Origin of the sequence: Leucobacter exalbidus (genome assembly GCF_017834145.1) — a bacterium.
Taxonomy (GTDB): Bacteria; Actinomycetota; Actinomycetes; order Actinomycetales; family Microbacteriaceae; genus Leucobacter; species Leucobacter exalbidus.
Genome location: NZ_JAFIDA010000001.1, coordinates 71,963 through 94,778, shown reverse-complemented (window position 1 = coordinate 94,778; position 22,816 = coordinate 71,963). Strand labels below are relative to the sequence as shown.

Sequence of the window (22,816 nt, the reverse complement as noted above, 5' to 3'; positions counted from 1 at the left end):
TCGAGCGCGCGCTACTGTCCACGCCGCTTTCTTCCAACCATCACCACTGCGACGGCGATGCCCCCGAGCACCACGATACCGCCCGCAATCGTCCAGGGCAGTAGCGCCCCGGCCAGGCCACCTTCGGGGTTGGCAGACTCCTGTGGTTTGGCTTCAGCGCTCGGTGCGGTCCCCTCAGCTGACTCCCCCGCTGGTTCATCGGCCGGTTCTGCCGAGGTTTCATTTTCAGGCTGCTCGTTTTTGCTCGTCTGCAATGCTTCGACTTCTTCCGCCGTCGGCTGACCGAGTGCCTTGTCCATGAGCGGGTTCACGTCGGGGTATGTCATCGGATCAGTCTCGAGAATGCCCGGCAGCGATGCAAGCCCGTAGCCCAAACCGTTGGTGACGTCGCGCTGAGTGCCGTTTTCGCTACCGATCGCCGAGTGGATGAGCGCCTGAATGATTTGGTTACCCGTAGCATCGGGGAATTTCTGCATCGCCAGCGCAACGATACCCGCCGTCAGTGGGGTCGCGAACGATGACCCTGCGGTCGTCTCCATAACTGGGGCATCATGGGTACCACCGATCACGCCAATGTCAACGCCGGCATTGACCACAGTGATCTCCTTGTTAATCACTCGGGCTCCATCCGCTTCTATCAGCAGGTCAACCTCTAAATTCACTGCGGCAACCGAAATCACTCCGTTTATCCCACTAGCAAATCGCTTCGAAAGGTTTGTGCTCTCATTGGGGCTAGCCCCGACAACAACAACTCCGGCCGCGAGTGCTCTGGCAATGGCGGGGATGTTTCGTTCAGATGCCCCGGTGCTAATAGCAATTGATATGACGTCAGCCCCGTCTGCTATCGCCTGGTCTATTGCGTTTGCCCACTGATCCACAATCTCACCGTCTTCACCGCGCACGAGTGCATCACAAGTTTCGACGCTTCCCACCGCAATAAACTCGACTTCAGCCTCGGGCGCTATACCGCCAGGCAGGCCGAGTACACCGTCGGGGCGCACGAGCATCTGCGTGACGGCAGTGCCATGCTGTACCTCACGAGTTGCGCCGTCGTAGGTTCCCACCGACTCCGGGCAGATGTGGTCGTCATTCACCGTCAGGTTCGCGCCCGTGAATGCCGGGGAACTCGGATCGATCATGTCGTCAATGACCGCTATCTTGACGCCTTCGCCGGTGAGCCCCTGAGCGTGAGCACTGGGAATGGCTATGGCCTCGCTCCACCACCTGGGGTCATCAGCGGCCATCGCAGCAATGGGCGCGGTGGTACTAGCAAGCCCGAACCCTACTGCGACCGCAACCATGGCCGACAGCAACGCACGAATCCGCGGGCGAAAGTGCGCCACATCGCCGCCCCCGCACGAGGAGCCCCGCCCAACCGATTGACCTTCGGGGTTACGAGTATTCGAGGTTCTAGCCATGCGAGTTCCTAACCGCAAGGGACAAGTGTGCCGAGCGACGAACGCCCGGCACCTCATCACGAAGAGTGTGTGCGTGCCGAGTTTATCTTCGGGAGGCAACGCCCGAATAGCCCCAAATGACGGGAGTACTTCAGGTTCGAACATCTCGTGCTCAAATTGCACTCACAGCTCAAACGTGCATAATTGCACTTTGTGACTCAAAGTGCATTACCAACGGGCCGGGAGGCCAAGATGCGACGTACCCGCATCGCCATCACCGAACACGCGCGCAAGCTCACCGCGGCCCACGGGCTGTCGGGTTTCACCATTGAGGATGTCTGCGCCCCCGCAGAAATCTCTCGCCGCACCTTCTTCAACTACTTCGAATCAAAAGAAGCGGCGGTGGTGGGCGCGACTCCCGCTGATCTGTGTGACAGCGACGCGATGCGGGCGTTCGTGGCGGCAGGCATCGCCGATGGCCAAGTGAGCCCCACCCTGCTCACTGATCTTGTTGAGGTGGCCATCGTAAATTTCGACGAGGTCATCGACATTGCGGGCACGCTCACGCACGTGAACGCGATCATCATGCGTGAGCCCGCCTTTATGGACAAGTTCATCGCCGACTCCGAGGCGATGCAGCAACAGCTCGTGCAGATCATCGCCGCGCGCGAGGGCCTCTCCCCCGAAGACCCCAGAATCTCGCTCGCGGTGCAGCTGCTGGGCGGGCTGCTCCACGCAACGGCTCACTCTTACTTCTCTCATGCACCCACCGGCAGCATCGGCCCCGCGCTGCGGCAGTCTCTCGCCTACACGCGCGAGCTGTTCGCCCCGGCACCCACGCAGGCACCGGCACCCGCACCGGTCACGACCGCCTAACCCGCGGTCCCCTTCACTTTTCTGCACGACCCCATTTTGAAAGGGACTCTTCGCATGTCCTCTAAAACTCCCACCGGTCAGGTCAAGGCACACAAGCCCGCGCCTGGCGACGGCCCGCTACTGCTCACGCAGCGCCGCATCTGGATCATCTTCTCCGCGCTCGTCGCGGGCATGATGCTCTCGAGCCTCGACCAGACCATCGTGTCGACCGCGATGCCCACCATCGTCGGTCAGCTCGGCGGCGTCGAGCACCAGGCCTGGCTCACCACCGCATACCTGCTCGCGACCACCATCGTGATGCCGATCTACGGCAAGTTCGGTGACGTGCTCGGCCGCCGCACCCTGTTCCTGATCGCGATCGCGCTGTTCACGATCGCGTCGGCGGGCGCGGCATTCGCCCCCGACTTCACCTGGCTGATCATTTTCCGCGCCATGCAGGGGCTTGGCGGCGGCGGGCTCATGATTCTGTCGCAGGCGATCATCGCCGACATCGTGCCGGCTTCTGAGCGCGGCAAGTACATGGGCCCCCTCGGCGCGATCTTCGGTATCTCGGCGGTGGCCGGCCCACTGCTGGGCGGCTACTTCGTTGATCACCTCACCTGGCAGTGGGCGTTCTACATCAACATTCCCATCGGCATCGCAGCCTTCGCGATCGCTTGGTTTACGCTGCGACTCCCCAGCAAGCGCGCCACCCACAAGATCGATATCGCGGGCGTCGTGACGCTCTCGATCGCCACCACCTGCCTCATCTTCTTCACCGACTTCGGTGGCAGCCGCGATCACGGCTGGGCTGCGCTCGAAACCTGGCTCTGGGGCGGCGGGCTGATCATCTCGGCGTGCCTGTTCGTGCTGGTTGAGGCACGCGCCGAAGACCCCATCATTCCGCTGTCGCTGTTCAAGAACCCGATCTTCGTAAACGCCACCGCCATCGGCTTCACGCTCGGCCTCGGCATGTTCTCGGCCATCGCGTTCGTGCCCACCTTCCTGCAGATGTCTTCGGGCACCTCCGCCGCCGTCTCAGGCCTGCTGATGCTGCCCATGATGGTCGGCATGATGGGCACGTCGATCTGGTCGGGCCTCATGATCACCAAGCGCCAGCGCTACCGCATCTACCCGATCGTCGGCACGCTCGTCACCGCGGCCGCCATGGGCGCCATGACCACGCTCGCCGCGAGCACCCCGATCTGGCTGATCTGCGTCTACCTGTTCGTGTTTGGCGCGGGCCTCGGCCTCATCATGCAGGTCGTCGTACTGGTCGTGCAGAACGCGGTCGATGCATCAATGGTCGGCACCGCAACGAGCACGAACAACTACTTCCGCGAGGTCGGAGCCTCCCTGGGCGTCGCGATCTTCGGCGCCATGTTCACCACGCGCCTCAGCGACAACCTGGGCGGCGTCTTCGCGGGCGCTGGCATGGCGAACCCCGAGCAGGCGGTCGCCACGATCGATCCGCAGTCGCTCTCGCAGATGCCCGAGGCGATTCGAGAGGGCGTCGTGACCGCCTACGCTGATTCGCTCGCGCCGGTGTTCTGGTACCTGATTCCGTTCATTTTGCTCGCGTTCTTGTTCGCACTGTTCCTGAAGCAGATCCCGCTCTCAGATCAGTCGGGCATGGTCGCGCGCGGCGAGGCGATCGGCGGAGCCGAGGCCGAGGCACTCGCTGCCCAGCAGGCGAGCGATCTCGAAAACGCTGCGGCGCACACCGCTGATCCGGATCACAAGCCCGCCGCCGACACGCAGTAACCGCGTGAGCTGGGCGATGCCCGGGGTGACTTCGGCGGATTTTAGTGATCCTCGCAGCACCGGGGTATGGACCAGGCGGTAGGAACTAGTTTTACGCAAAACGCTGGGCTGGGGTTTCCCAGCCCAGCGTTTTGCGTGGACGACCGTTCAACCACTGAGCCACGACCTCAAGATCTTCCAGCCCATAAATTGATAGGTCGGTGCCCTTCGGGAAATACTGGCTTTGAGCGCTGATGTTGCCGTAAAAACACCCCACCAAAATGGTATCAATAGTGATACCATTAACCATGGCCAGCGTGGACAAGATCCTAAGCAATATGCGGGCCAGCCCCAAGGGCATCCGGTACGCCGATCTCCAAAAGGTGTGTGACCACTACTTCGGGGAAGGCCGCCAGATGGGTGGCGCTCACCGAGTGTACAAAATGCCGTGGGCAGGTGACCCCCGGATTAATATCCAGGATGCAAACGGTAAGGCGAAACCGTATCAAGTTCGCCAAGCGGTCTCAGCTATCGACAAGTTAGGAAAGGTACAGCCATGAGCTCAAATCACTACACGTACCGAGTAACTTGGTCTGCGGAGGACGAGGAGTTTGTCGGAACGGTGGCCGAGCTCCCTTCACTGTCGTTCTTGGACGAAGTCTCTGCCCAAGCCTTCGTCGGCATCCAGGCGTTGGCGGCCGAGGTCGTCCAGCAAATGCTCGATGAAGGAGAGACCCCTCCTCAGGCACTTGCCGATCGGACTTACTCTGGGAACTTCATGATCCGCGTAACCCCAGAAACACATCGGAAGCTCGTTATCGAAGCTGCCGAGCAGCACGTGTCTTTGAACAGACTGTCGGCAAGCCGGCTCGTAGGCACGTAGGCACGTAGGCACGTAATGTTCCCCCTCTCGTTGTAAAACACAAGAACCCACTCGGTAGCCCTTCTGTTACTCCGGGCGTTCGTCGTTTCTGCCCTGAGCGCAGTCGCGCACCCCACCCACCGCCGCCAGATAGACTCACCGAGTGACCCGCTCCCCCAAATCTAAGCTGCCATTCGAGGTGTGGGCTCTCGTCGCCGGTGCATTCACCGTCGCCCTCGGATACGGGGTGGTCGCCCCGGCCATCCCCCAGTTCGCCCTCGAATTTGATGTCTCGAACTTCGCCGCCTCAGCCATCGTGAGCGCATTTGCGGGCATGCGCCTCGTCTCGGCTCCCTTCGCGGGCTGGGTCGTCGCCAAGTTCGGTGAACGCCGCAGCTACACGATCGGCATCTTGATCGTCGCGATTTCAACGGGCGCTGCCGCGTTCGCGCAGGACTACACCCAGTTTGTGGTGTTGCGTGGGGCGGGCGGCGTGGGCTCGTCAATGTTCACCGTCGCCGCCACCGCCCTGCTCGTGAAGATGAGCCCGTTGAACGCGCGTGGTCGCGTCGCGAGCCTCAACGCGGCGGGCTTCTTGCTCGGCGGCTTGTTGGGCCCCGTCTTCGGCGGCATCGTGTCGGTCTTTGGTCTGCGCGCCCCGTTCGTGTTCTACTTCTTCATGCTGCTCATCGCCGCCGCGGTGGTCGCGATCGCGCTGCGTAATTCGAAGGCGGCCGGTAGCCCCGGTGTCGGCACCCCCAAGGCCGAGGCGATGCCATTTGGGGCGGCGCTGCGCATTCCGCAGTACCGCGCGCTGCTGCTGTCGGTGTTCACGTTTGGGTGGGCGTCGTTTGGGGTGCGAGTGTCGATCGTGCCCATCTTTGTCGCCGTCGTGTTCAACGGTGACGCCGCCATGGCCGCGTGGGTGCTCGCCGCCTATGCCGCCGGCAACGCCATCTTCATTTTCCCGTCGGGCCGCTGGACCGACTCCGTTGGCCGCAAGCCGCTCTTGATCATCGGCATGCTGGTGCTCGCCATCACCTATTGGGCGTTCCCCCTCGCCCCCAACCTGTGGCTGGCGATGCTCGCGATGCTGCTCGCCGGCGCGGGTTCAGCGCTCGCGAACCCCGCGCAGCAGGCCGTGCTCGCAGACGTATTGAACGGCCGCAGCGGTGGCGGTGTCGTCGCCGGCTACTCGATGGCGAGCGACCTGGGCGGTGTGCTTGGGCCCCTCGTGGCGGGTTTCGTCGTTGACTTCGCTGGCTTTGGTTGGGCGTTTGGCATCACCGCGATTTTGCTATTGGTGGCCATGGTCGGCTGGACCTTCGTCACCGACCTCAATAAGAAAGGGACCGCGGCCGCATAAGCGCCCGCGATCCCTCTCGCATCGTGCAGCCTGAGGCTGCGTCGAAAGATTAACCCTCGAGGTCGTCCTCGCCCGGCATCCAGGTCAGGCCGGGCTTGCCCCAACCGTTGCGGCGCAGCGCCTTCTGCGCACCCTTGCTCTCGGGGTGCACGAGACGATCGACGTAGAGCAGACCGCTGAGGTGATCAAACTCGTGCTGCAGGATGCGCGCGAACCAGCCGCTCGCCACGATCTCGAAGGGCTTGCCGTCAATGTCTTGGGCGCGCAGAATCGCGCGTGCTGAGCGGCGCAGTGCGAAGCGCTCGCCGGGGAACGACAGGCACCCCTCAACCTCTTCTTCGTCGTCGGGCAGGCCCGGCTCAAGCGGCGCGATCCACAGCTCAGGGTTGATGGCGACGCCGCGAGCGGGTGCCTCGTCTTGATCCTCGTAAATCCACACGAACACGCGCTTGCCCACGCCCACCTGGGTTGCGGCAAGGCCCACGCCGGGCGCGGCCTCAGTCGTCTCGAACATGTCGTCGACGAGCTGGCGCAACGCGTCATCAAATTCGGTAACGGTCGCAGCGGGGGCGTGCAGCACGGGCTCGCCAGAGATCACAATAGGAAGAACTGCCATGCCGACTAGTCTACCGGCGCTGGGGCTCCCCTTCGGCCCCGGGCCGCGCCCAGCCGAACCCTCGGTAGACTAGAGCGGTCGCCCACGGCACCCCGCCGCACACGGGCACCCCATGCAAGGAGCGAGAGTGTCGAACACGCCAGCAGAACAGATCGTCTGGATTGACTGCGAAATGACCGGACTCGACGCTGACCGCGACGGCCTGTGCGAGATCGCGGTCATCGTCACCGACTTTGATCTCAAGCCGCTCGATCCGGGATTTGAGATTGTGATCAACCCCGGCCCCGATGCGCTCGCGAACATGAATGATTTCGTACGCAATATGCACGAGACCTCGGGGCTGCTGCCCCGCATCGAAGCGGGAGTTTCGCTCGAAGAGGCCGAGACCCAGGTCATCGCGTACCTCAAGCGGTTCGTCACCGCCGGCCGTCGCCCGCTGGTCGCGGGCAACACGATCGGCATGGATCGCCGCTTCATCGCGAAGTACCTCCCCGCGCTTGAAGAGAAGCTGCACTACCGCAGCATCGATGTCTCGACGATCAAGGAGCTCAGCCGCCGCTGGTACCACGCCGCCTACTTCGGTGCGCCGAAGAAGCGTGGTGGGCACCGTGCGCTCGCCGATATCGCCGAGTCAATTCAAGAGCTCGCTTACTTCAGGGACACCGTTATGGTCGCGCAGCCCGGACCCAACAAGACAGCTTCAGCGGCGATCACCGAGTCAACGACGAAGCACTACGCCCCGCTGCTGGACAGCATCATGGGCACCGAGGGCGAATCGCCCCTCGCGTAACGCAGCAGCAGCGTCTCGCCTGCGCGCAATACCCGGGCGAGACGCATGCTGCGCGGGGCCGATGGGCCCGCCGCAATGCGCCTTGATGAGCCCGCCTCGAGCGTGGGCTCGATCGTGAGGCAGAGTTCGTCGACCGCGTCTGCGGCGAGCAGCGCCCCCAAAAAGGTGGGGCCGCCCTCGCACTGTATGCGGGTGTGCCCCAGGGTGCGTAATGCCTCGGCCACCTGGGCGCCGTCGACCCGGCCCGGCGCGTGCTCGCCGATGATCACGACGTGGGCGAGCCCCTCAAACCTTGACGCCCGCGCCGCCCCCGCCCGCGTGGTGAACAGGATCGGCGGCACCGGGGCGTCAGTGAAGATCTCAGCGTCTTCGTCGAGGTCAAGTGCCCCCGACACGATCGCGAACACCGGGTGCGCGGGTTTGCCGTGCGCTTCGCGCCACTGCACTGATGCTGCGTCGACGCGCATGGCTGTGTAGCCCTCGTCGCGCACGGTGCCCGCGGCGACGAGCACCACGTCGGTGACCCGGCGCAGCAGCCCGAACAATCGTTTATCGGCGTCGCCCGACAGCCCACCTGAGAGCCCGTCGCGCGTCATCGCACCGTCAATGCTCGATACGAAGTTCGCCCGCAGTGCCGGGTGATCAAGTTCTGCGAGCAGGGCTTCGTCGGTGAGGCCGGTCTCGGCCGCGGGGTACAGGCCGTCGATCGCAATGAGTTCGGTCATTAGACGTTGCGGGTGGGATGGGTGTTGTGCTCGAGCCGCACGGGATCGCGCCACCCCAAAATGGCCTCGGTCATGCGCACGGCATCCACGCTTTCGGCGACGTTGTGCATGCGCACGATGCGGGCGCCGTTCATGATGCAGACCACCATCGCGGCGAGCGAGCCGTGCAGTCGCTCCTGTTTGGGTCGGTCGATGGACTCCCCGATGAAGTCTTTGTTTGACACCGCGGCTAAAAGCGGTAGCCCCAGCTGCTGCAGTTCGGCGTACCGCCGCGTGAGTTCGAGCGTGTGCAGGGTGTTTTTATCGAGGTCGTGACCCGGGTCAAGAATCAAGCGGTCACGCGGAATACCGGCGGCGCAGGCGCGCTCCACGCGCTCGGCCAGATACTCCTGCACCTCGTGCACCACATCGGTGAAGTGCGCGGCGGGCTTTTCCTCGCGCCACGGCCCGACACTGTGGGTGAGCACAACAGAGGCCGAAGACGCGGCGATCACGCCAGCCATCTCGGGGTCGCCCAGCCCGCTCGTATCATTGATCACGGCGGCACCGGCCGCAATGGCGGCCTGCGCCACCTCGGCGCGGTTGGTGTCGACCGAGATCACGACATCGCTCTTCGCCGATACCTCGGTCACGAACGGCACCACGCGGTCAATCTCTTCTTGGGGCGACACCCAGGGCCCACGCCCAAACGGCACTCCCCCGACGTCGATCCAGTCAGCGCCCTCGGCGTCAGCGGTGAGCGCTGCAGCCACCGCCCGGTCGAGGGCGAAGGTGGCGCCCTGATCGTAAAACGAGTCTGGTGTGCGATTGATGACGGCCATCACGGCGACCTGTCGGTCGAAGTCGAAGCTGCGCCGGCCAATCACACGCGCGGTCATGCGAGATCCTGCGCCGTGATGGTGCCGCGCGTAATGCGCGTTTCGGCCTGGGTGGCCGGCCCGCCAATGCCGCGCATCGACATACAGAAGTGTTCGGCCTCGATGCGCACCCCCACGCCCGCGGGCGTGAGTTCTGATTCGAGCCAGTCGGCGATCTGGCTGGTCATGCGCTCCTGCAGTTGCAGGCCAGCGGCGAAGTACTCCACCACGCGCGCCAGCGTTGACAGACCCACGATCTGCTCACCCGCCGCGTAGGCGAGGGTGGCGGTGCCCCGAAACGGCAGCAGGTGGTGTTCACACATACCCACGAACGGAATATCGCGCATCACGATCGGCCCGTCATACCCGTCGCTGGGCATCAGCGTCGCCTCGGGCACGGGGCCGCGGTCGATCAGCCCGGCAAGCGTCTGCGCCACCCGCTCGGGGGTGCGTTCAAGCCCGCGCGCCTCAAGGTCAACGCCGAGCGCCCGCAGCAGGTCACCCGCGGCACGGGTCGCCGCCGCAATATCGGTAGCGCCAGCCTGATCTGAAGTGTGCGAAGCCATAGAGCCCACCGTACCAATAATCCCGCTGCGGTTAAGAGGCGTGGCGGTTCGTGACGCACGACCGCGCGATGGTTACTCCATTACGGCGAGCACCGAATCGAGAATGGCGGCGAGCCAGTCGAACACGAGCACCGTGCCGTGTGTGGCTTCTTGCGCCAGCAGCCGCTCGTGATCGTCACCCGTTTCGAGCCCGATCCGGGCCGCCATCGCCAGCCGCAGCGCGGTGATCGTGCGCGCCCACACCGGCAACGATTCTGAGGTGATATCGACTTCGACCGTAGTCGCGTCTGTCGCGATGCCCGCGCCGAGACCCAAATCTGAGGTCACCCGCATCGCATCTTGGATCTTGCGGTTGACCAGCCCCTGCTCGGTCACCCGGCGGTAGCCCGCGGCGTCTTCAGGCTCGGCGTAGGCGTCAGGAAAGAGCCGGGCCAGCGCGGGGTCTTCGGGGGGCTCCTCAGAACCACCGATCTCGAGGCTCGCGAACAGCGGGTCGGGGTCGAGCGCGGTCTGGCTGTAGTCCTGCAGCAGCTGTGTGAGCTGGGTGACCAGCTGGTCGAGCATCGCCGCTTCGTTGAGCTCAAGTTTGAGGCGCAGCCCGTCGCCGGCAAGTGGTGCAATTTTCACGGCTGGCCTCCCTGCTGCAGGGTGGCCCACAGCCCATACTCGTGGAGCGCTTCGACGTGCATTTCCATGGCGGCACGCTCCCCCTCGGCAACGACGGCGCTGCCGCGATGGTGCACCTGCAGCATCAGCTTCTCAGCGCGCTCCCGATCGAAGCCGAAGTGGCGCCGAAAAACGTACGACACATACGACATCAGATTGACGGGATCGTCCCACACGACCGTCTCCCACATGCGCTCTTGCTGCGCCTGGTCGATCGTGTCTGAGCCGGGCAATACGTGCCCCGACGCCCCCGCGTGCGCCCCGTGGTCGAGCCGGTCTACAGTAATCGTTGGCATTATCCCCATCCCAACTCGTGAATGCGTTGTTCACTCAGCCCATAAAAATGCGCGATCTCGTGCACTAGCGTGATGCGAATTTCTTTCACGAGTTCATCATGATCGGCGCAGTGTGCCAAGAGATTCTTGCGAAACAAAATAATGCGGTCTGGTTGTTCGCCGTAGCCGTAGACATCACGCTCGGCTAGCGAGAACCCCTCGTAGACGCCCAACACGTCGGTGCCGTCTTCGGGCACGTCTTCGATGACGAAAATGACGTTGTCGAGTTGGTCAAGCATGTCGTCATGCAGTGAATCAAGGCCATCAGCGACCAGTGATTCGAACTCCTCAGGGGATAACTCGAGCATGTCTTCACCCTACACACGAAGCGTGTGACAACGGGAGCAAATTTGTGGTGACGCTTGATTCTGGCGGGCGGCACGCGCGAGGTGCACACGATTTGGCATCGGGCTGAAGGGGTGGGTTATGCTTATGGAGTTGCCTCGTTCGCCGCAAAGCGAACAAGTCAGTATGGTGGCTATAGCTCAGTTGGTAGAGCACCGGCTTGTGGTGCCGGTGGTCGCGGGTTCGAGCCCCGTTAGCCACCCCAAGGAATCAGCCCCCGACTTTCGAGTCGGGGGCTGATTTGTTTTTGTGCGCGTATCCCGCCAGCAGCACCGCTCCCGTAGGCTCGTTTCAAGAAACCACTTGAAGCGTAGGAGGCATTCATATGAGCGCCGATTGGCCGGGCACTATCGACACCGAAGCGCTATCTGAGGGCTTCGTCGAACAGACGAACCTCCTCGCTGATGCCGCGAAGGCCGGGAACTGGGCCGAAGTGTTCAGCCTCTTGGATTCGCATGACGCGCTCACACCGAATCAGTGGCGGGTCTCCGGAACCTCTTGGTTCACTCCCCTGCACCAGGCCGCGTGGCTCGGCGCATCGGCCGAGATAGCCGAGCAGCTGATTCGCCGCGGTGCCTGGCGGGCGCTGCGAGACGCCCGCGGCGATCGCCCGATCGATATCGCCAGAAAGCGGGACCATCACCACCTCGAAGATGTGCTGAACGTGCGCGAGCCCAGCCCCCGCGAGCTGCAGAAGTTTGCGGCCTGGGATCACCACTTAGCTGCCTTGGTTGCCGAGCGCACCGACAGGCTTGCGCCGGTCAAGATCAGGCCCCTGCCCACCGAGCTCGTAGCGATCGAACAGCTCACGGAGCTGTGGTTCAGGTACCCCGGCATGTACGGTGGGTTTGGCGTCTCGATCCACAAGAATCGCCTCTTCGTCGAGAGTTGGTCGCGCGTTGTCGACGGCTCAGGGCAGGCGCACGTCATTACCGAGGGCGGCTTCGTGTGAGCGCGCGCCTCCGCGGCTCCCTGCCGTGGCATGGGCGCCCCACACCAGCACGGCCGCGAGTACCGCGAGCGCCATAAAGCCCGCCCACGCTCCCCCAACGAGCACCAGCAGCATCCAGCTGCCCAGGCCTGGGCCCAACCCGGCGCCCACCGATTGCACGGCGACCAGTCACCCCTGTTCGCGCCCCTGCGTGTGCGGCGCCGAAAGCTGCGCCACGTAGCTATTCGGCATCGGCGCAAACACGCACTCGCCCACCGAAAACAGCACCCACCCCGCGATCGCGAGTACGGGCACCGTCGCAAAAATTCCGGTGACGGCCACCCCCGATGACATCACCACAATGCCGAGCATCAGCGCGAGATGCGCCGGCATCCGCTTCGTGACATAGCTCAGCGGATACTCGACAAGAATCACGATCACCGGGTTAATGATCAGCAGCAACGCATAGAGCTCCACGCCTCGCGGCTCAGCCTGCAACCGCAGCGGCACAGCGCTATGGTGCTGGGCGACTGGCCTGACGCTTCACGCGGCGCAGTGTTGCCGCTCGCGCAATAGGCGAAAACGAAGACAGCTCAGTGTTGCCCCGCACCACCCGCCGTTAGATCGGCGGCTGCAGCGATCTCGGGTCGACCGCGTTGCCCCGCCCAGTGAGTAGGCGTGCCGGCGCGAGCCCCGCCGCACCGAATTTGCCGCGCACCGAGTCAACCGCCTGGTCGACGGCAGTGAGGTGTTCGTCGTCGTTCCACAGCCCCATACCGCCGGCTGACGAGTCGCCGAGTTGTTCGGCGCGTACTCCAATGAGGCGCACGGGTTGCCCCTCGACCCACGCCTCGTCGAAGAGTTCGCGGGCGGTCGCGTAGATGCGTTGCGTCGCGTGTGTGGGCTCGGCGAGCGTGCGCGATCTCGTGATGGTTTCAAAGCTTGACCAGCGCAGCTTGATCGCAATGGTGCGGGCGGTGAAGCCGCGATCGCGCAGCCGCTCCCCGATCTTTGACGACAGCCGCAGCAGCTCGCGCCGCAGTGCCTCGCCGTCGGGTTCGTCAAATTCAAAGGTTTCTTCGTGACCGATGCTTTTTTCGGTGCGCTCAATCTCGATGCCTCGGGCGTCGCGGCCGTTCGCCAGTTCGTGAAGCTTGTGGGCACTCGAGGCGCCCACAATGCGGCGCAGCGAGTCGAGGGGTTCTGCCGCGAGATCGGCGACCGTGTGGATCGCACGCGCCGACAGCGACTTCGCGGTCGCCTGGCCCACGCCCCACATGGCGCTGACGGGCAGCGGGTGCAAGAAGTCAAGGGTGCGCTCGGGCGGAATCTCGAGCACCCCATTGGGTTTCGCGCGCTGCGATGCGAGCTTGGCCACGAACTTGGTGCCGGCAAGCCCCACCGATGATGGCAGCCCGAGCTCAGATTGAATGCGCTCACGAATTTGCCTGGCGATCTCGGCGGGCGGGCCAAAGAGCCTGGTGGAACCCGCGACGTCAAGAAACGCTTCGTCGATGCTGAGCGGTTCAACCAGGGGCGTGAACTCGGTAAAGATGCGCATCACCTCGCGCGAAGCGGCGCGATACTTTTCGAACACCGGCGGCACGAGCACCAATTGGGGGCACAGCTGTTTGGCGCGCGCGATGGGCATCGCCGAGCGCACCCCAAAGCGCCGCGCTTCATAGCTCGCACTCGACACCACCGACCGGGCGGTGTCATGGGCGGCGGCCACAGGGCGCCCCACGAGTTCGGGGCGATCGAGCAGTTCGACCGAAACGAAAAAGGCATCCATGTCGACGTGCAGGATCGATGCCTCCCGCCGCGGTTCCTCGTTCATCCTGCTATTGCATCACACACGTCTGACAAGTGGCGCACCGACACTACGGCGCACTGGCTCCGACACCGCGCATTAGCCCAGCGTTTCAGATTCGATAATCGAGAGCCCCCGCGCCCGCAGCCTGTGCCGCTCAGCGTCGAGGGTCGCCATCAGCCGGTCACGGGTGCCGTGGGTGTGCGCCCGCGACAGTGCCACCGCTGCTGCCGGATCGCCGGCGCCGATCGCCTCGGCGATGGCGCGGTGTTCGGCCCGCAATTGTGCACGTGAGGCCTCGGTACGCACTTCGAGCCAGCGCGTGCGCGAGATGCGAGTCATCACATCACGAATCGCGTCGGCAAAGAAATGGTTGCCCGTGAGCATCGCGAGTACGACGTGAAAGTCGGTGCCGCCGCGCAGCCCCGTTTCGGCGTCATCGGGTTCGCCCTCGGGGGTTTCACTGAGTTCAACGAGCGCCTGCACGGCCTCGGCGTCTGCCTGCTGAGCCGCCAGCGCGACGATGCCCGCCTCGAGGGTCTCGCGAAACTCCATGGCCGAGCGAATCTCGGTGAGATCAACCGGGGTGACCTGCCAGCCGCGCCCCAGGCGCCTCGTCAGCCCCTCGTTCTCGAGCCGCATGAGGGCGGCCCGAATGGGGGTGCGTGAGGCCCCGAGGGTGTCTTCGAGCCCGCGCTCAGACAGTCGTTCGCCTGGCAGCAGCTCAAGCGACAGCACGAGCGCACGCAACCTGTCGTAGGTGCTGCGTTCGCTCGACGGGGTGGTCTCGTGCGACGTGGTCATACGGGCTCCAATGCTTTGGTATACCATCATGGTATTCCACACCGCGTCGTGGCGCACCCCGCCACGCACGAAGAGCAAGGGCGTTCATCGCGTGTCTTCCGTAACTCACAGCGTCATTCCGACGAAGGCCTGGCGCATGCTGGCGCTGGGCGTTGCTGCCCAGGCCGCTGGCACCATGCTCGTCAGCACGCCCGTGTATTTGATTCCCATGCTGCACCTCGAACGCGGCATGCCGCTCGTGTCGGCTGGCACCCTGGCTTCGGCGCCCACGCTCGGCATGGTCCTCACCCTCGTAATGTGGGGCTACGTGGCCGATCGTTTTGGCGAGCGCTGGGTGATCTCTGGCGGCCTGGCCCTCACCGCCGTGTTCGCGTGTGCGGCGGCGGCCACGGGCAACCTGCTGTGGCTGGGGGTGATGCTCGGGCTCGCGGGCGGTGCCTCGGCGAGCACGAACGCAGCCAGCGGCCGGGTGGTCGTCGGCTGGTTCCCCAAGGAACGCCGGGGCCTCGCCATGGGTATTCGGCAGATGTCACAGCCGCTGGGTGTGGCCGTCGCCGCCCTCGTTGTGCCGCCCCTCGCCGAACAGTTTGGCATGCACGCGCCCCTGCTACTCGTCGCCGCCATCTTGCTGGTGCTCGGGCTCGCCTGCATGGCCTGGATCGAAAACCCGCCACGCAAAACCGCTGCGGTCTCGCTCGACGGCACCCCGCAGTTGGCCGTCAACCCCTACCTGAAAAATGGCTTTCTCGCCCGCATTCACGCGGTCTCGATGCTCCTCGTGCTGCCACAGTTCGCGCTCACCACCTTCGGCATGGTCTACATGATCGCCGTGCTGCACTGGTCAGCCACGGCCGCCGGCCTCATCATCGGCCTGTCGCAGTTCATCGGAGCGATCGGGCGCATCGCCATTGGCGCGCTCAGTGACCGCCTGGGCAACCGCGTGGGCGTGCTGCGCTGGGTCGCGCTCTCCGCCATCGCCGCAATGTTGGCGGTCTCACTCACAGGCGCCCTGGATTGGCAGCTGGCGGGAGCCATCGTGCTCGTCATTGCGTCGACAATCACGGTCGCCGATAACGGCCTCGCCTACACCTCGGTAGCCGAGGGCGCCGGCACCGCCTGGGTGGGCCGCGCGCTCGGCATCCAAAACACCGGCCAGTTCATCGTTGCCTCGGCCGTGGGGCCGGGGCTGGGTGCGCTCATCGCCGTGGTCGGGTACCCGGTCGCGTTCGCGCTCGTGGCGATCGCGCCCCTCGTCGCAGTGCCGCTGATCCCCAAGCACGATCAGCACAGCGACGAGGCATAACGCGCGAGTGGGCTAGCGGGCCTTGCGTTCCCGCCAGTCGGCCGCGCTACCCAACAGCTCCTCGATCGCCTCGTGGAACCGCCTGGTGGGGGCCCCCGGAGTGGTGTCGCCGAAGTACCGCGTCGACCAGACGCCCAGGCGCTCGCGGGCCACATCGTCACCGATCACCCGGTCAAGCACCTCGTCGATACGTGCACCGTCTGCGGCGTTCAGCCACTCACACTCGCTCAGGTAGCCGCCCTCATCGATGGAAGCTTCGGGGGCAGCGGGGCGCGTCACCATCAGCGGCTTGCCCGTGGCGAGCCGGTCGTAGACCATCGCCGAGATATCGCAGATGGCGACATCGGGCAGGCTGAGCTGCCACCCCAGCGCGGGCGCCGTGTCATAGACGTGCTGCGCTGAAGCGTCGCGCTTGTTGGCTTCTTCAAGCATCGCGATGATGCGGGTGTTGGCCGCCCCAAAGTCGGCATCGACCACGCCGCTGCGCGGGTGAGGCCGGTAGACGACCCGGTGGCGCCCGGTTTCCAGCAGCCGCGCGACGAGCCGTTCGCCGTGCGTGGCGACCGAGCCGTAGCTCGCGGCCGGCCGGTCCCCCTCCCAGGTGGGGGCATACAGCACCACGGTGCGCGAGTCGGGGGTGAACGGTGGTTCGCCGCTGAGGTGGTCGGTCTGCGGGCGACCAATCGCGATCGTGCGCGAGTCGACGTCGTACCCCCACAGCGCGTTCGTGAGCCGCTCACGCGCGGCCTCGCCCGCCACCATCGCATAATCGTACGTTTTGTACTGGTTGCTGGTCATGTACATCTTGTCACTCTCGCCATGATTGACGAATACATGCCAACGCTCGCCGTAGCGCATCATCTGAAAATTGCGGGTGTTCTGGTTGACGTACAAGATGACATCGAGGTCTTGTTCGCCGATCACGCGCTCAATGTCGGTCACCTTGGGAACGAACGCGACCTGCAGCCCGCTCTCTTGCATCAGCTGGCGGGCGCCCGCCGCGTTGCGTGCCAACACGAGCACCGGGTGCGTGTTCGCAAGCTCGGCCAGCGGGGCATACCACTGCCGCATTTGGTAGATGTTGACGTCGCTGTCTGCGAAGTACACGCCCACCCGAAAGTGGTGTTTGGGCAGCGGTCCCCTAGCCGCCAGCAACTCTCGCAGATCAAAAAATGCCCGACGTCCCTTGAGTACGCGCCGCGCCAGCCGGGCCGCGCGCTTCACATCCTTCGCAATCTGCATCCGTCCAGGATACCCGGGGCTTGCTTAACGCCGCACGAAACCTCCCGGTCGCGCCGCCCACTTCTCTCAGAACTGGCGTGCGCGCGGCAGCTTCCCCAGCGCGTATGGGAGGATCGGGGGGTGAATCGGCCCCCCTCTGCAACGCCCCTGACGCTCCCCCCGCTGCCCGAGCAACCCGCGGTGAGCTACGTCATGCCCGTCTTAAATGAGGCCGGGTTTCTCGCCAGCGCGGTGCACACGGTGCTCGCGCAGCAGTACCCCGGCGAGAAGGAACTGGTGCTCGCGCTCGGCCCGTCCACCGACAACACCACCGAGATTGCGCGGCAGCTGCAGGCGCAAGATCCCCGCATTCGCCTCGTAGAGAACCCGGCCAGAGACATTCCGGCCGGCCTCAATCTGGCGATCGCACACAGCCAGCACCCGGTGATCGTGCGCGTCGACGCGCACTCTGAGCTCACGCCCGACTACACCGCGCGCGCCATCGAGGCCCTGCGCGCAACGGGCGCCGCCAACGTGGGCGGGATCATGCGCGCCGCCGGATCCGGATCAGTGCAGCGCGCTATCGCCCGCGCCTATAACAGCCCGTTTGGGTTGGGCGGCGGGGCCTATCACGGCGACGGCGTCGCCGGCCCGGCAGAATCGGCGTACCTCGGCGTGTTTCGCCGTGACGCGGTCACCGCGGTGGGCGTCTACGACCCCGCCATCTTGCGCGGCGAGGATTGGGAGCTCAGCCTGCGGTTGCGGCGCGCGGGGTACGGCGTGTGGTTCGAACCGGCGCTCGGCGTGACCTATTGGCCGCGGGCCAGCCTGCGTGATTTGTCGCGACAGTTCTTCGCCACCGGGGCGTGGCGTGCGCAGCTCGTACGCAAATATGGCCGTGCCAACCCGTGGCGTTTCTTCGCCCCCGGCGCGCTCGTGCTGGGGCTCACCGTGAGCGTGGTCTCGCTCCCCCTGCTCGCCCTCGGGGTGCTGCCGTGGGCCTCGGCCTGGCCCGTGCTGCTCACTCCCCTGGTTGCTTACGCCGCGGGGATCGGGTTCGCGACCGTGAAGATCCCCGGGCAGCAGGGCCTGCGCGATCGTGCGCTCACCGCCGCGGTGCTCACCACGATGCACTTAAGCTGGGGCACCGGGTTCTTGCGCGGCATCGTGTTTGGCGCCCGCAGCGTCGTCGACCGCTCCCGCATTCGCGGCTAGCGACTTCAGGAGAGACTGGCCCGCAGGAAGCCGCGGGCGGCAGGCCGGTGACAGCAGACCGCTGCAGCGAACAGCTAGTTACGCGCGCTCGGCGAGGGCGCCGCGCTGCTCGAGCTCGTCAAACACGCGCGACGCGGCTTGCCCATCATCGTGCGGGTTGAAGGTGTCGCGCCAAGCCTCGTAGCGCGCCGAGTACTCCTGCACCCACGCGGCGTCGAGCCCGTTCGCGCCCAGCGCGAGCGCGTGCTCGGCTACCTCATCACGGGTGCCCAGAATCGGGCCCGGGGCCTGCGCTTCGAAGTCGAAGGTGAACCCGCGCTCGCGGTCGCGATACGCCGCGAGATCGGGGGCAAAGAACACGAGCGGTAAGCGTGCGACGGTCGCGTCGAACATGATCGACGAGTAGTCAGTGACGACGAGATCAGCGGCCAGCAGCACATCGTTAATATCATCGTGCGCGGTCGCATCGATAACGAGGCCACGCGAGTCACGGGCATCAAAGATGTTGCGGGAGCCCAGGGATCCGGGGCCGGCGTAGCCGCCGAAGCCGTGCGTGCGGGTGTGGCCGCGCGCGATCACGACCCAGTCGTCACCGAGCTCGTGGGCCAGGGCGTGCACGTCGAGGTCGTTGACGACGCCCACACCGCCGTCGCGCCAGGTCGGCGCGTACAGCAGCACGCGGGCTCCGGCGGGCACGCCGAGCGCGGCACGCACCAGCCCCACCTCGACGGGGTTGCGGTCGGCACCAATGACGGCCTGCGCGAGCCGGTCGCAGCGGGGATACCCGGTCTCGAGCACCTGACCTCGGTAGGCGTAGCTTGCGCGAAACTGCGCCGTCGAGTGCGGGTTCTGCGACAGCATCAGGTTCCAGCGGCGGCTCTCACGCTTGATCGCAAGCCGCGTGCGCAGGCCAACATTGGGGCGGCCGAGCGCGAGGTGCTTGAGCATGGTGCCGTGCCAGGTTTGCAGCACGATCTGCCCGCGGGCCCGGCGAAAACCATACCGCAGCCAGTCATTCACCACGAGCACCCGGGCGTAGCGGCGGGCCGCGCACCAGTCTTTGCCGCCGACGAGCAGGGCGACGGCGCCCTCGGGCACCTGCTGGGTCTCGCTCGTCACGCTCCAGTAGCGGGTGACATGCGGGGCGCGGGCCGCGATCTCACGATCGATGGCGAGCGGGTTGCAGCTCACCTGGCGGCCGTAAAAGCTCTCAAAGAACACGGCGGGCGTCGCGATGAGGTCGCGCGCGGGCTGTCTGAGACGCATGATCTCGTCGAGCACGCGGCCGGCCGCGCCGCCCTCGGCGTGGGGGTGAAACCGTGCAGCGAGCGCGCGGGTTTCAATGACTGCGGCACGCTGCGCCGTCGTCGAGGTCGTAAGTTCAGTGAGGCGCTGCCCCACAGCCTGCCAGGAGTGGCTGATGCGGCCGCCGCTGGTCACCTCGAGCGGTTCGTAGAGCCCGCGCGACGCCTGGTAGGCGGCGAGATCGGGCGCGAACCACATGATGGGGCGGCCGAGCAGCGCGAAGTCGATGGCGATGGATGAGTAGTCGGTAATCAGCCAGTCGATGGCGCTCAGCAGCGGGGTGATGTCGCGCACAAGGTCTGCGCCGAGCAGGTGCACGCGGGCGTGCGTCCATTCGACCCACGCACCCTCGCCGAGCGGGTGCGATCGGATGATCAGGTGTGCGTCGGCGCGTTCGAGAGCGGCCTCGATCTCGGCGCGTTCGGCGGCGCTGGGCAGTGCCGGGTCGACGTCGCCGTCGCGCCAGGTCGGGGCATACATCACGAGGCGCCCGGCGCTCGCGGCCCCGGGAACGAGCTCGAGCAGGCGTGCGCGCGTCACGGCCTGGGCTGCGGGGTCGTGCAGTTCTGCGGCGAGCGCATCGTCTCGGGCATCGCCGAGCACGCGTACTTTGCCGGGGGCGACACGAAATGCCGAGCGGAGCCGGTCTGCCGCGATGGGTGATCCGGCGACGAACAGGTCGACCTCGGCTGCGCCGCGCAAGTACATGCGGCGCAGTACGCGGCGCAAGATGGCGGGGCCCTGCACCGTGGTGGTGACCGGGGAGTCGAGGTGTAGGCGTTTCAGGGGGGCGCCGTGCCATAGCTGGGTGACGAAGCCGCCCGATACGCCGAAGCGGTTGACGTCGCCGAGGCCGTGGGTGACGACGATTTGGCCGGCGCGCAGGGTGGCCCAGAAGCCATCCCAGCCCTGTTTCATAACGGGGGTGAACCCGTGGGCGCGGGCGTCGGCGGCTTCGGCCTGGTCTGCAGCGAGCCAGGTAATACGCGATGCCGGATCGCGCCGCAGCAACTCGGCGGCGACCGCGAGCGCGCCTTCGCCGACTCCGGCCCCGCTGCCGAACGCCCAGCGGCTGGCCACGCGCGGTACGAACCACGAGAGGATGAGCGCGAGGACGTATTTGGGCAGTGCGAGGAGCTTGTCGAGGTTGCCTCGGTCGAAGCGGAATCGCGTGGAGCTGCTCATTGTGTCAATGCTACGGGATACAGGTGAGCCCCGAGTCTCAGACTCGGGGCTCACCTCCAGCTAGGCGTGGCCTGTGCTGGTTACCGGGGTGTGTTCGTTACCACTCGAGGGTGCCGAGCTTGGCGTCGGTCTGGCCGGCCACGCCACCGCGGGTGTAATCGATGGTGACGGTGCTGCCGCCGGCGTTCATGCGCACGAGCGCTGAGACCGAGGTGCCGTCGACCGCGGGCACGCCGTTGACGGCGGTGATGACGTCGCCTGCGCGCAGGCCCGCCTTTTCGGCTGACCCACCCTTGATGATTTCAACGAGCAGGCCGCCGGCGTGGTTGGCGTCGGCGTCGGTGTCTTGGGTGGAGTCGGCGACCGATGCCCCCAGCAGGCCGTGCGAGGGCTGGTCGCCGGCGATGATCGAGTCGGCGACGCGTGAGGCGAGGTTCGCGGGAATCGCGAAGCCGAGGCCGTCGCTGCCGGCAACGCCGTTGGAGCTCGTCGGTGAGGCGATCGCCACGTTAATGCCAATCAGCTCGCCCTTGCCGTTGAGCAGCGCGCCGCCCGAGTTGCCGGGGTTGATCGACGCGTCGGTCTGGATCACGGGCAGGGTGACTGCGCCGCCCGTGGTCTGCTGCTGCGGCTGCTCTTGCTGCGGAGCGCTTTCGTCGGGGGTGTTGAAGCGGAAGTCCCAGGGCATGCCCGAGCCGCCGTCGCTCTCATCCTGCGGCGTCGAGGGAGCCTGCGGAATCAGCGCGCTGCCGACCGTGATGCCACGGTAGAGCGAGCTCACCACACCGCTGGTGACGGTGCTAGCGAGGTTCAGCGGTGCGCCGATGGCCACGGTCAGATCGCCCACGTTGAGGCTGTCTGAGTCGGCGATTTGAATGGCGGGCAGCCCCGTAGCGTCGACCTTCACCACGGCGAGGTCGGCGTAGGGGTCGATGTCCACCAATTTGCCGTCGAGAATGCGGCCGTCGCTGAGCTTCACCCGAATGGTCGGGTCTTGCGCGGCGGCGCCGTCGAGGGTCACGACGTGCGCGTTGGTGATGATGTAGCCGTCTTCGTTGTAGATCACGCCCGAGCCTGAGCCGCTCGCGCTGGCGCCTGCGACCTCGAGGGTGACGACGCTGGGGGTCGCTACAGCAGCCACACCTGAGATCGCGGTGGCCGTTTCAGCGTTGTTCAGCGTCAGTGATCCGGTCGTGCCCTGCGCGACGGGCTGCTGGCTGGTGTTCGCCGAGACAACGGCTGCGACGCCACCGCCCACGACGCCGCCCAGCAGCGCACCGATGGCGAGACCTGCGAGCAGCAGGCCGGTGCGGCTCTTGGGCTGTGCCTGATGCGAGCCGCCCTGATCGCCCGGGCCGCCACCGTCACCGTTGTCGCCACCTCGCCACCCTGGCCACCGTGACCGCTGAGGTTGCCGTGACCGTCGTTGACACCGAGGCCAAATGCCCCGAGGCCGAGCTGGCTCTGCTGGGGTTTTGCCTGACCGTGCGACAGCATCGGAGCCTGCGTCTGAACAGGCGCCTGAGCCTGCACCGGAGCCTGCGGGTACTGGTGCTGCGGCGCGGGGGCCGGGTAGCTGTGCGGCGCAGGCTGCGGATACTGCGTGGTGGGCTGCGCCGTCTGCACGGGCTGCGGGTACGCCCCGCCCTGCGACGCCGCTGCCAGGTGAGGCAGCGGCGTCGTGAGCTGGTCGGCAACGGGTGCCGGCGTCTGCGTCAGCGGCGTCTGCTGGGCAGGAGCCTGCTGCGCGGGGGCCTGCTGAGCGGGCTGAGCCTGTGGCATCGTGGGGGCAGGCGCAGCACGGTAGGTGTTGGGCTGCGTTGCCTCGTTCCCGGCGGCAGAGGCGGGCTGGTGGTTCTCGGGCGTAGTGGCCATGGTGGCTCCCTTCGTATGATTACACTCTGGCCCGTGAACCTATG

24 protein-coding genes, 1 tRNA gene and 1 pseudogene are annotated in these 22,816 nt (G+C 65.7%); 9 read left to right on the top strand and 17 right to left on the bottom strand.

Translation table 11 applies throughout. The features are described from left to right. Positions 1-11 precede the first annotated feature (11 nt). Complete coding sequence (locus JOF28_RS00460) at positions 12-1,418, bottom strand: S8 family peptidase (protein WP_209703976.1); 1,407 nt, start codon at positions 1,416-1,418, stop codon at positions 12-14. 231 nt (positions 1,419-1,649) lie between these two features. Between JOF28_RS00460 and JOF28_RS00455 the strand changes: the two genes are divergently transcribed. Further along, positions 1,650-2,273, top strand: coding sequence for a TetR/AcrR family transcriptional regulator (locus JOF28_RS00455; RefSeq protein WP_209703975.1), 624 nt, complete (start codon positions 1,650-1,652; stop codon positions 2,271-2,273). 54 nt (positions 2,274-2,327) lie between these two features. Further along, complete coding sequence (locus JOF28_RS00450; protein ID WP_209703974.1) at positions 2,328-4,016, top strand: MDR family MFS transporter; 1,689 nt, start codon at positions 2,328-2,330, stop codon at positions 4,014-4,016. A gap of 91 nt (positions 4,017-4,107) precedes the next feature. Here the strand turns inward: JOF28_RS00450 and JOF28_RS00445 are convergent. Continuing rightward, positions 4,108-4,236, bottom strand: a pseudogene (locus tag JOF28_RS00445) (IS30 family transposase); the annotation flags it as partial. A gap of 315 nt (positions 4,237-4,551) precedes the next feature. Here JOF28_RS00445 and JOF28_RS00440 point away from each other — a divergent pair. Together JOF28_RS00440 and JOF28_RS00435 are read left to right on the top strand one after the other, a co-directional pair. Beyond that, a complete protein-coding gene (locus JOF28_RS00440) occupies positions 4,552-4,878 on the top strand; it encodes a type II toxin-antitoxin system HicB family antitoxin (protein WP_209703973.1) in 327 nt (108 codons plus the stop codon). A 142-nt stretch (positions 4,879-5,020) separates the two neighbouring features. Next, the gene (locus tag JOF28_RS00435) at positions 5,021-6,223 is read left to right on the top strand and encodes an MFS transporter (protein WP_209703972.1); all 1,203 of its coding nucleotides are present in this window, start codon (positions 5,021-5,023) and stop codon (positions 6,221-6,223) included. Between the two features lie 49 nt (positions 6,224-6,272). On the opposite strand, the gene def is transcribed toward JOF28_RS00435, so the two are convergent. Beyond that, entirely contained in the window at positions 6,273-6,839 is a 567-nt protein-coding gene (gene def / locus JOF28_RS00430; protein ID WP_209703971.1) for a peptide deformylase, read from the bottom strand. Positions 6,840-6,966: 127 nt separating this feature from the next. Between def and orn the strand changes: the two genes are divergently transcribed. Beyond that, positions 6,967-7,629, top strand: a complete 663-nt coding sequence (gene orn, locus JOF28_RS00425) for an oligoribonuclease (protein WP_342452032.1) — start codon at positions 6,967-6,969, stop codon at positions 7,627-7,629. Here the strand turns inward: orn and JOF28_RS00420 are convergent. The 6 genes from JOF28_RS00420 to JOF28_RS00395 all read right to left on the bottom strand — a co-directional run bounded on the left by JOF28_RS00420 (position 7,572) and on the right by JOF28_RS00395 (position 11,086). Further along, positions 7,572-8,354: a pyrimidine reductase family protein gene (locus JOF28_RS00420; protein WP_209703969.1), complete on the bottom strand. Its 783-nt coding sequence runs from the start codon at positions 8,352-8,354 to the stop codon at positions 7,572-7,574. The genes orn and JOF28_RS00420 overlap by 58 nt on opposite strands. Next, the gene (gene folP / locus JOF28_RS00415) at positions 8,354-9,232 is read right to left on the bottom strand and encodes a dihydropteroate synthase (protein ID WP_209703968.1); all 879 of its coding nucleotides are present in this window, start codon (positions 9,230-9,232) and stop codon (positions 8,354-8,356) included. The genes JOF28_RS00420 and folP overlap by 1 nt, the downstream gene beginning before the upstream one ends. Then, a complete protein-coding gene (folE, locus tag JOF28_RS00410; protein ID WP_209703967.1) occupies positions 9,229-9,777 on the bottom strand; it encodes a GTP cyclohydrolase I in 549 nt (182 codons plus the stop codon). Before folE ends, folP begins: the two co-directional genes overlap by 4 nt. A 72-nt stretch (positions 9,778-9,849) precedes the next feature. After that, positions 9,850-10,404: a DUF2017 family protein gene (locus JOF28_RS00405; protein ID WP_209703966.1), complete on the bottom strand. Its 555-nt coding sequence runs from the start codon at positions 10,402-10,404 to the stop codon at positions 9,850-9,852. Continuing rightward, the gene (gene clpS, locus JOF28_RS00400) at positions 10,401-10,634 is read right to left on the bottom strand and encodes an ATP-dependent Clp protease adapter ClpS (RefSeq protein ID WP_245190005.1); all 234 of its coding nucleotides are present in this window, start codon (positions 10,632-10,634) and stop codon (positions 10,401-10,403) included. The genes JOF28_RS00405 and clpS overlap by 4 nt, the downstream gene beginning before the upstream one ends. 104 nt (positions 10,635-10,738) lie before the next feature. Then, positions 10,739-11,086, bottom strand: a complete 348-nt coding sequence (locus tag JOF28_RS00395) for a metallopeptidase family protein (RefSeq protein ID WP_209703964.1) — start codon at positions 11,084-11,086, stop codon at positions 10,739-10,741. A gap of 166 nt (positions 11,087-11,252) precedes the next feature. Between JOF28_RS00395 and JOF28_RS00390 the strand changes: the two genes are divergently transcribed. Together JOF28_RS00390 and JOF28_RS00385 are read left to right on the top strand one after the other, a co-directional pair. Beyond that, positions 11,253-11,328 (top strand) — tRNA-His (locus JOF28_RS00390). Between the two features lie 120 nt (positions 11,329-11,448). After that, a complete protein-coding gene (locus JOF28_RS00385) occupies positions 11,449-12,075 on the top strand; it encodes an ankyrin repeat domain-containing protein (RefSeq protein WP_209703963.1) in 627 nt (208 codons plus the stop codon). Here the strand turns inward: JOF28_RS00385 and JOF28_RS00380 are convergent. From JOF28_RS00380 to JOF28_RS00365, 4 genes are all read right to left on the bottom strand, one after another. Further along, positions 12,034-12,234 carry a hypothetical protein gene (locus tag JOF28_RS00380; protein ID WP_209703962.1) on the bottom strand — a complete coding sequence of 67 codons (201 nt, stop codon included), beginning with the start codon at positions 12,232-12,234 and terminating at the stop codon, positions 12,034-12,036. The two genes, JOF28_RS00385 and JOF28_RS00380, sit on opposite strands and share 42 nt — an antisense overlap. 9 nt (positions 12,235-12,243) lie before the next feature. Next, positions 12,244-12,564 (bottom strand): MFS transporter, encoded by a 321-nt coding sequence (locus JOF28_RS00375; RefSeq protein WP_209703961.1) that lies wholly within the window; start codon positions 12,562-12,564, stop codon positions 12,244-12,246. 109 nt (positions 12,565-12,673) lie between these two features. Then, the gene (gene dinB / locus JOF28_RS00370) at positions 12,674-13,891 is read right to left on the bottom strand and encodes a DNA polymerase IV (protein ID WP_209703960.1); all 1,218 of its coding nucleotides are present in this window, start codon (positions 13,889-13,891) and stop codon (positions 12,674-12,676) included. 72 nt (positions 13,892-13,963) lie between these two features. Then, positions 13,964-14,668 carry a GntR family transcriptional regulator gene (locus tag JOF28_RS00365; RefSeq protein ID WP_209703959.1) on the bottom strand — a complete coding sequence of 235 codons (705 nt, stop codon included), beginning with the start codon at positions 14,666-14,668 and terminating at the stop codon, positions 13,964-13,966. Between the two features lie 91 nt (positions 14,669-14,759). Here JOF28_RS00365 and JOF28_RS00360 point away from each other — a divergent pair, with 91 nt between their 5' ends. Then, a complete protein-coding gene (locus tag JOF28_RS00360; protein ID WP_342452031.1) occupies positions 14,760-15,971 on the top strand; it encodes an MFS transporter in 1,212 nt (403 codons plus the stop codon). A 12-nt stretch (positions 15,972-15,983) separates the two neighbouring features. Here JOF28_RS00360 and JOF28_RS00355 read toward each other — a convergent pair whose 3' ends face one another. Then, positions 15,984-17,213 carry a CDP-glycerol glycerophosphotransferase family protein gene (locus JOF28_RS00355; protein WP_209703957.1) on the bottom strand — a complete coding sequence of 410 codons (1,230 nt, stop codon included), beginning with the start codon at positions 17,211-17,213 and terminating at the stop codon, positions 15,984-15,986. A gap of 120 nt (positions 17,214-17,333) precedes the next feature. Here JOF28_RS00355 and JOF28_RS00350 point away from each other — a divergent pair, with 120 nt between their 5' ends. Further along, on the top strand, positions 17,334-18,407 hold the full coding sequence (locus tag JOF28_RS00350) for a glycosyltransferase family 2 protein (RefSeq protein ID WP_342452030.1): 1,074 nt from the start codon (positions 17,334-17,336) through the stop codon (positions 18,405-18,407). 78 nt (positions 18,408-18,485) lie between these two features. On the opposite strand, the gene JOF28_RS00345 is transcribed toward JOF28_RS00350, so the two are convergent. The 3 genes from JOF28_RS00345 to JOF28_RS14400 form a co-directional block, all read right to left on the bottom strand. Next, positions 18,486-20,897: a CDP-glycerol glycerophosphotransferase family protein gene (locus JOF28_RS00345; RefSeq protein WP_209703956.1), complete on the bottom strand. Its 2,412-nt coding sequence runs from the start codon at positions 20,895-20,897 to the stop codon at positions 18,486-18,488. 97 nt (positions 20,898-20,994) lie between these two features. Beyond that, positions 20,995-22,155: a S1C family serine protease gene (locus tag JOF28_RS00340; protein WP_342452029.1), complete on the bottom strand. Its 1,161-nt coding sequence runs from the start codon at positions 22,153-22,155 to the stop codon at positions 20,995-20,997. Next, on the bottom strand, positions 22,077-22,772 hold the full coding sequence (locus JOF28_RS14400) for a hypothetical protein (RefSeq protein ID WP_245189806.1): 696 nt from the start codon (positions 22,770-22,772) through the stop codon (positions 22,077-22,079). The genes JOF28_RS00340 and JOF28_RS14400 overlap by 79 nt, the downstream gene beginning before the upstream one ends. Between the last annotated feature and the right edge of the window lie 44 nt (positions 22,773-22,816).

What these genes read in the sequence shown, in the direction of transcription:
- JOF28_RS14400 (WP_245189806.1), bottom strand. Translation starts at nt 22,772, where the DNA reads ATGGCCACTACGCCCGAGAACCACCAGCCCGCCTCTGCCGCCGGGAAC.
- JOF28_RS00365 (WP_209703959.1), bottom strand. Translation starts at nt 14,668, where the DNA reads ATGACCACGTCGCACGAGACCACCCCGTCGAGCGAACGCAGCACCTAC.
- JOF28_RS00385 (WP_209703963.1), top strand. Translation starts at nt 11,449, where the DNA reads ATGAGCGCCGATTGGCCGGGCACTATCGACACCGAAGCGCTATCTGAG.
- JOF28_RS00420 (WP_209703969.1), bottom strand. Translation starts at nt 8,354, where the DNA reads ATGACCGAACTCATTGCGATCGACGGCCTGTACCCCGCGGCCGAGACC.
- JOF28_RS00460 (WP_209703976.1), bottom strand. Translation starts at nt 1,418, where the DNA reads ATGGCTAGAACCTCGAATACTCGTAACCCCGAAGGTCAATCGGTTGGG.
- JOF28_RS00450 (WP_209703974.1), top strand. Translation starts at nt 2,328, where the DNA reads ATGTCCTCTAAAACTCCCACCGGTCAGGTCAAGGCACACAAGCCCGCG.
- folP (WP_209703968.1), bottom strand. Translation starts at nt 9,232, where the DNA reads ATGACCGCGCGTGTGATTGGCCGGCGCAGCTTCGACTTCGACCGACAG.
- def (WP_209703971.1), bottom strand. Translation starts at nt 6,839, where the DNA reads ATGGCAGTTCTTCCTATTGTGATCTCTGGCGAGCCCGTGCTGCACGCC.
- JOF28_RS00395 (WP_209703964.1), bottom strand. Translation starts at nt 11,086, where the DNA reads ATGCTCGAGTTATCCCCTGAGGAGTTCGAATCACTGGTCGCTGATGGC.
- folE (WP_209703967.1), bottom strand. Translation starts at nt 9,777, where the DNA reads ATGGCTTCGCACACTTCAGATCAGGCTGGCGCTACCGATATTGCGGCG.
- JOF28_RS00455 (WP_209703975.1), top strand. Translation starts at nt 1,650, where the DNA reads ATGCGACGTACCCGCATCGCCATCACCGAACACGCGCGCAAGCTCACC.
- JOF28_RS00355 (WP_209703957.1), bottom strand. Translation starts at nt 17,213, where the DNA reads ATGCAGATTGCGAAGGATGTGAAGCGCGCGGCCCGGCTGGCGCGGCGC.
- dinB (WP_209703960.1), bottom strand. Translation starts at nt 13,891, where the DNA reads ATGAACGAGGAACCGCGGCGGGAGGCATCGATCCTGCACGTCGACATG.
- clpS (WP_245190005.1), bottom strand. Translation starts at nt 10,634, where the DNA reads ATGTGGGAGACGGTCGTGTGGGACGATCCCGTCAATCTGATGTCGTAT.
- JOF28_RS00440 (WP_209703973.1), top strand. Translation starts at nt 4,552, where the DNA reads ATGAGCTCAAATCACTACACGTACCGAGTAACTTGGTCTGCGGAGGAC.
- JOF28_RS00345 (WP_209703956.1), bottom strand. Translation starts at nt 20,897, where the DNA reads ATGAGCAGCTCCACGCGATTCCGCTTCGACCGAGGCAACCTCGACAAG.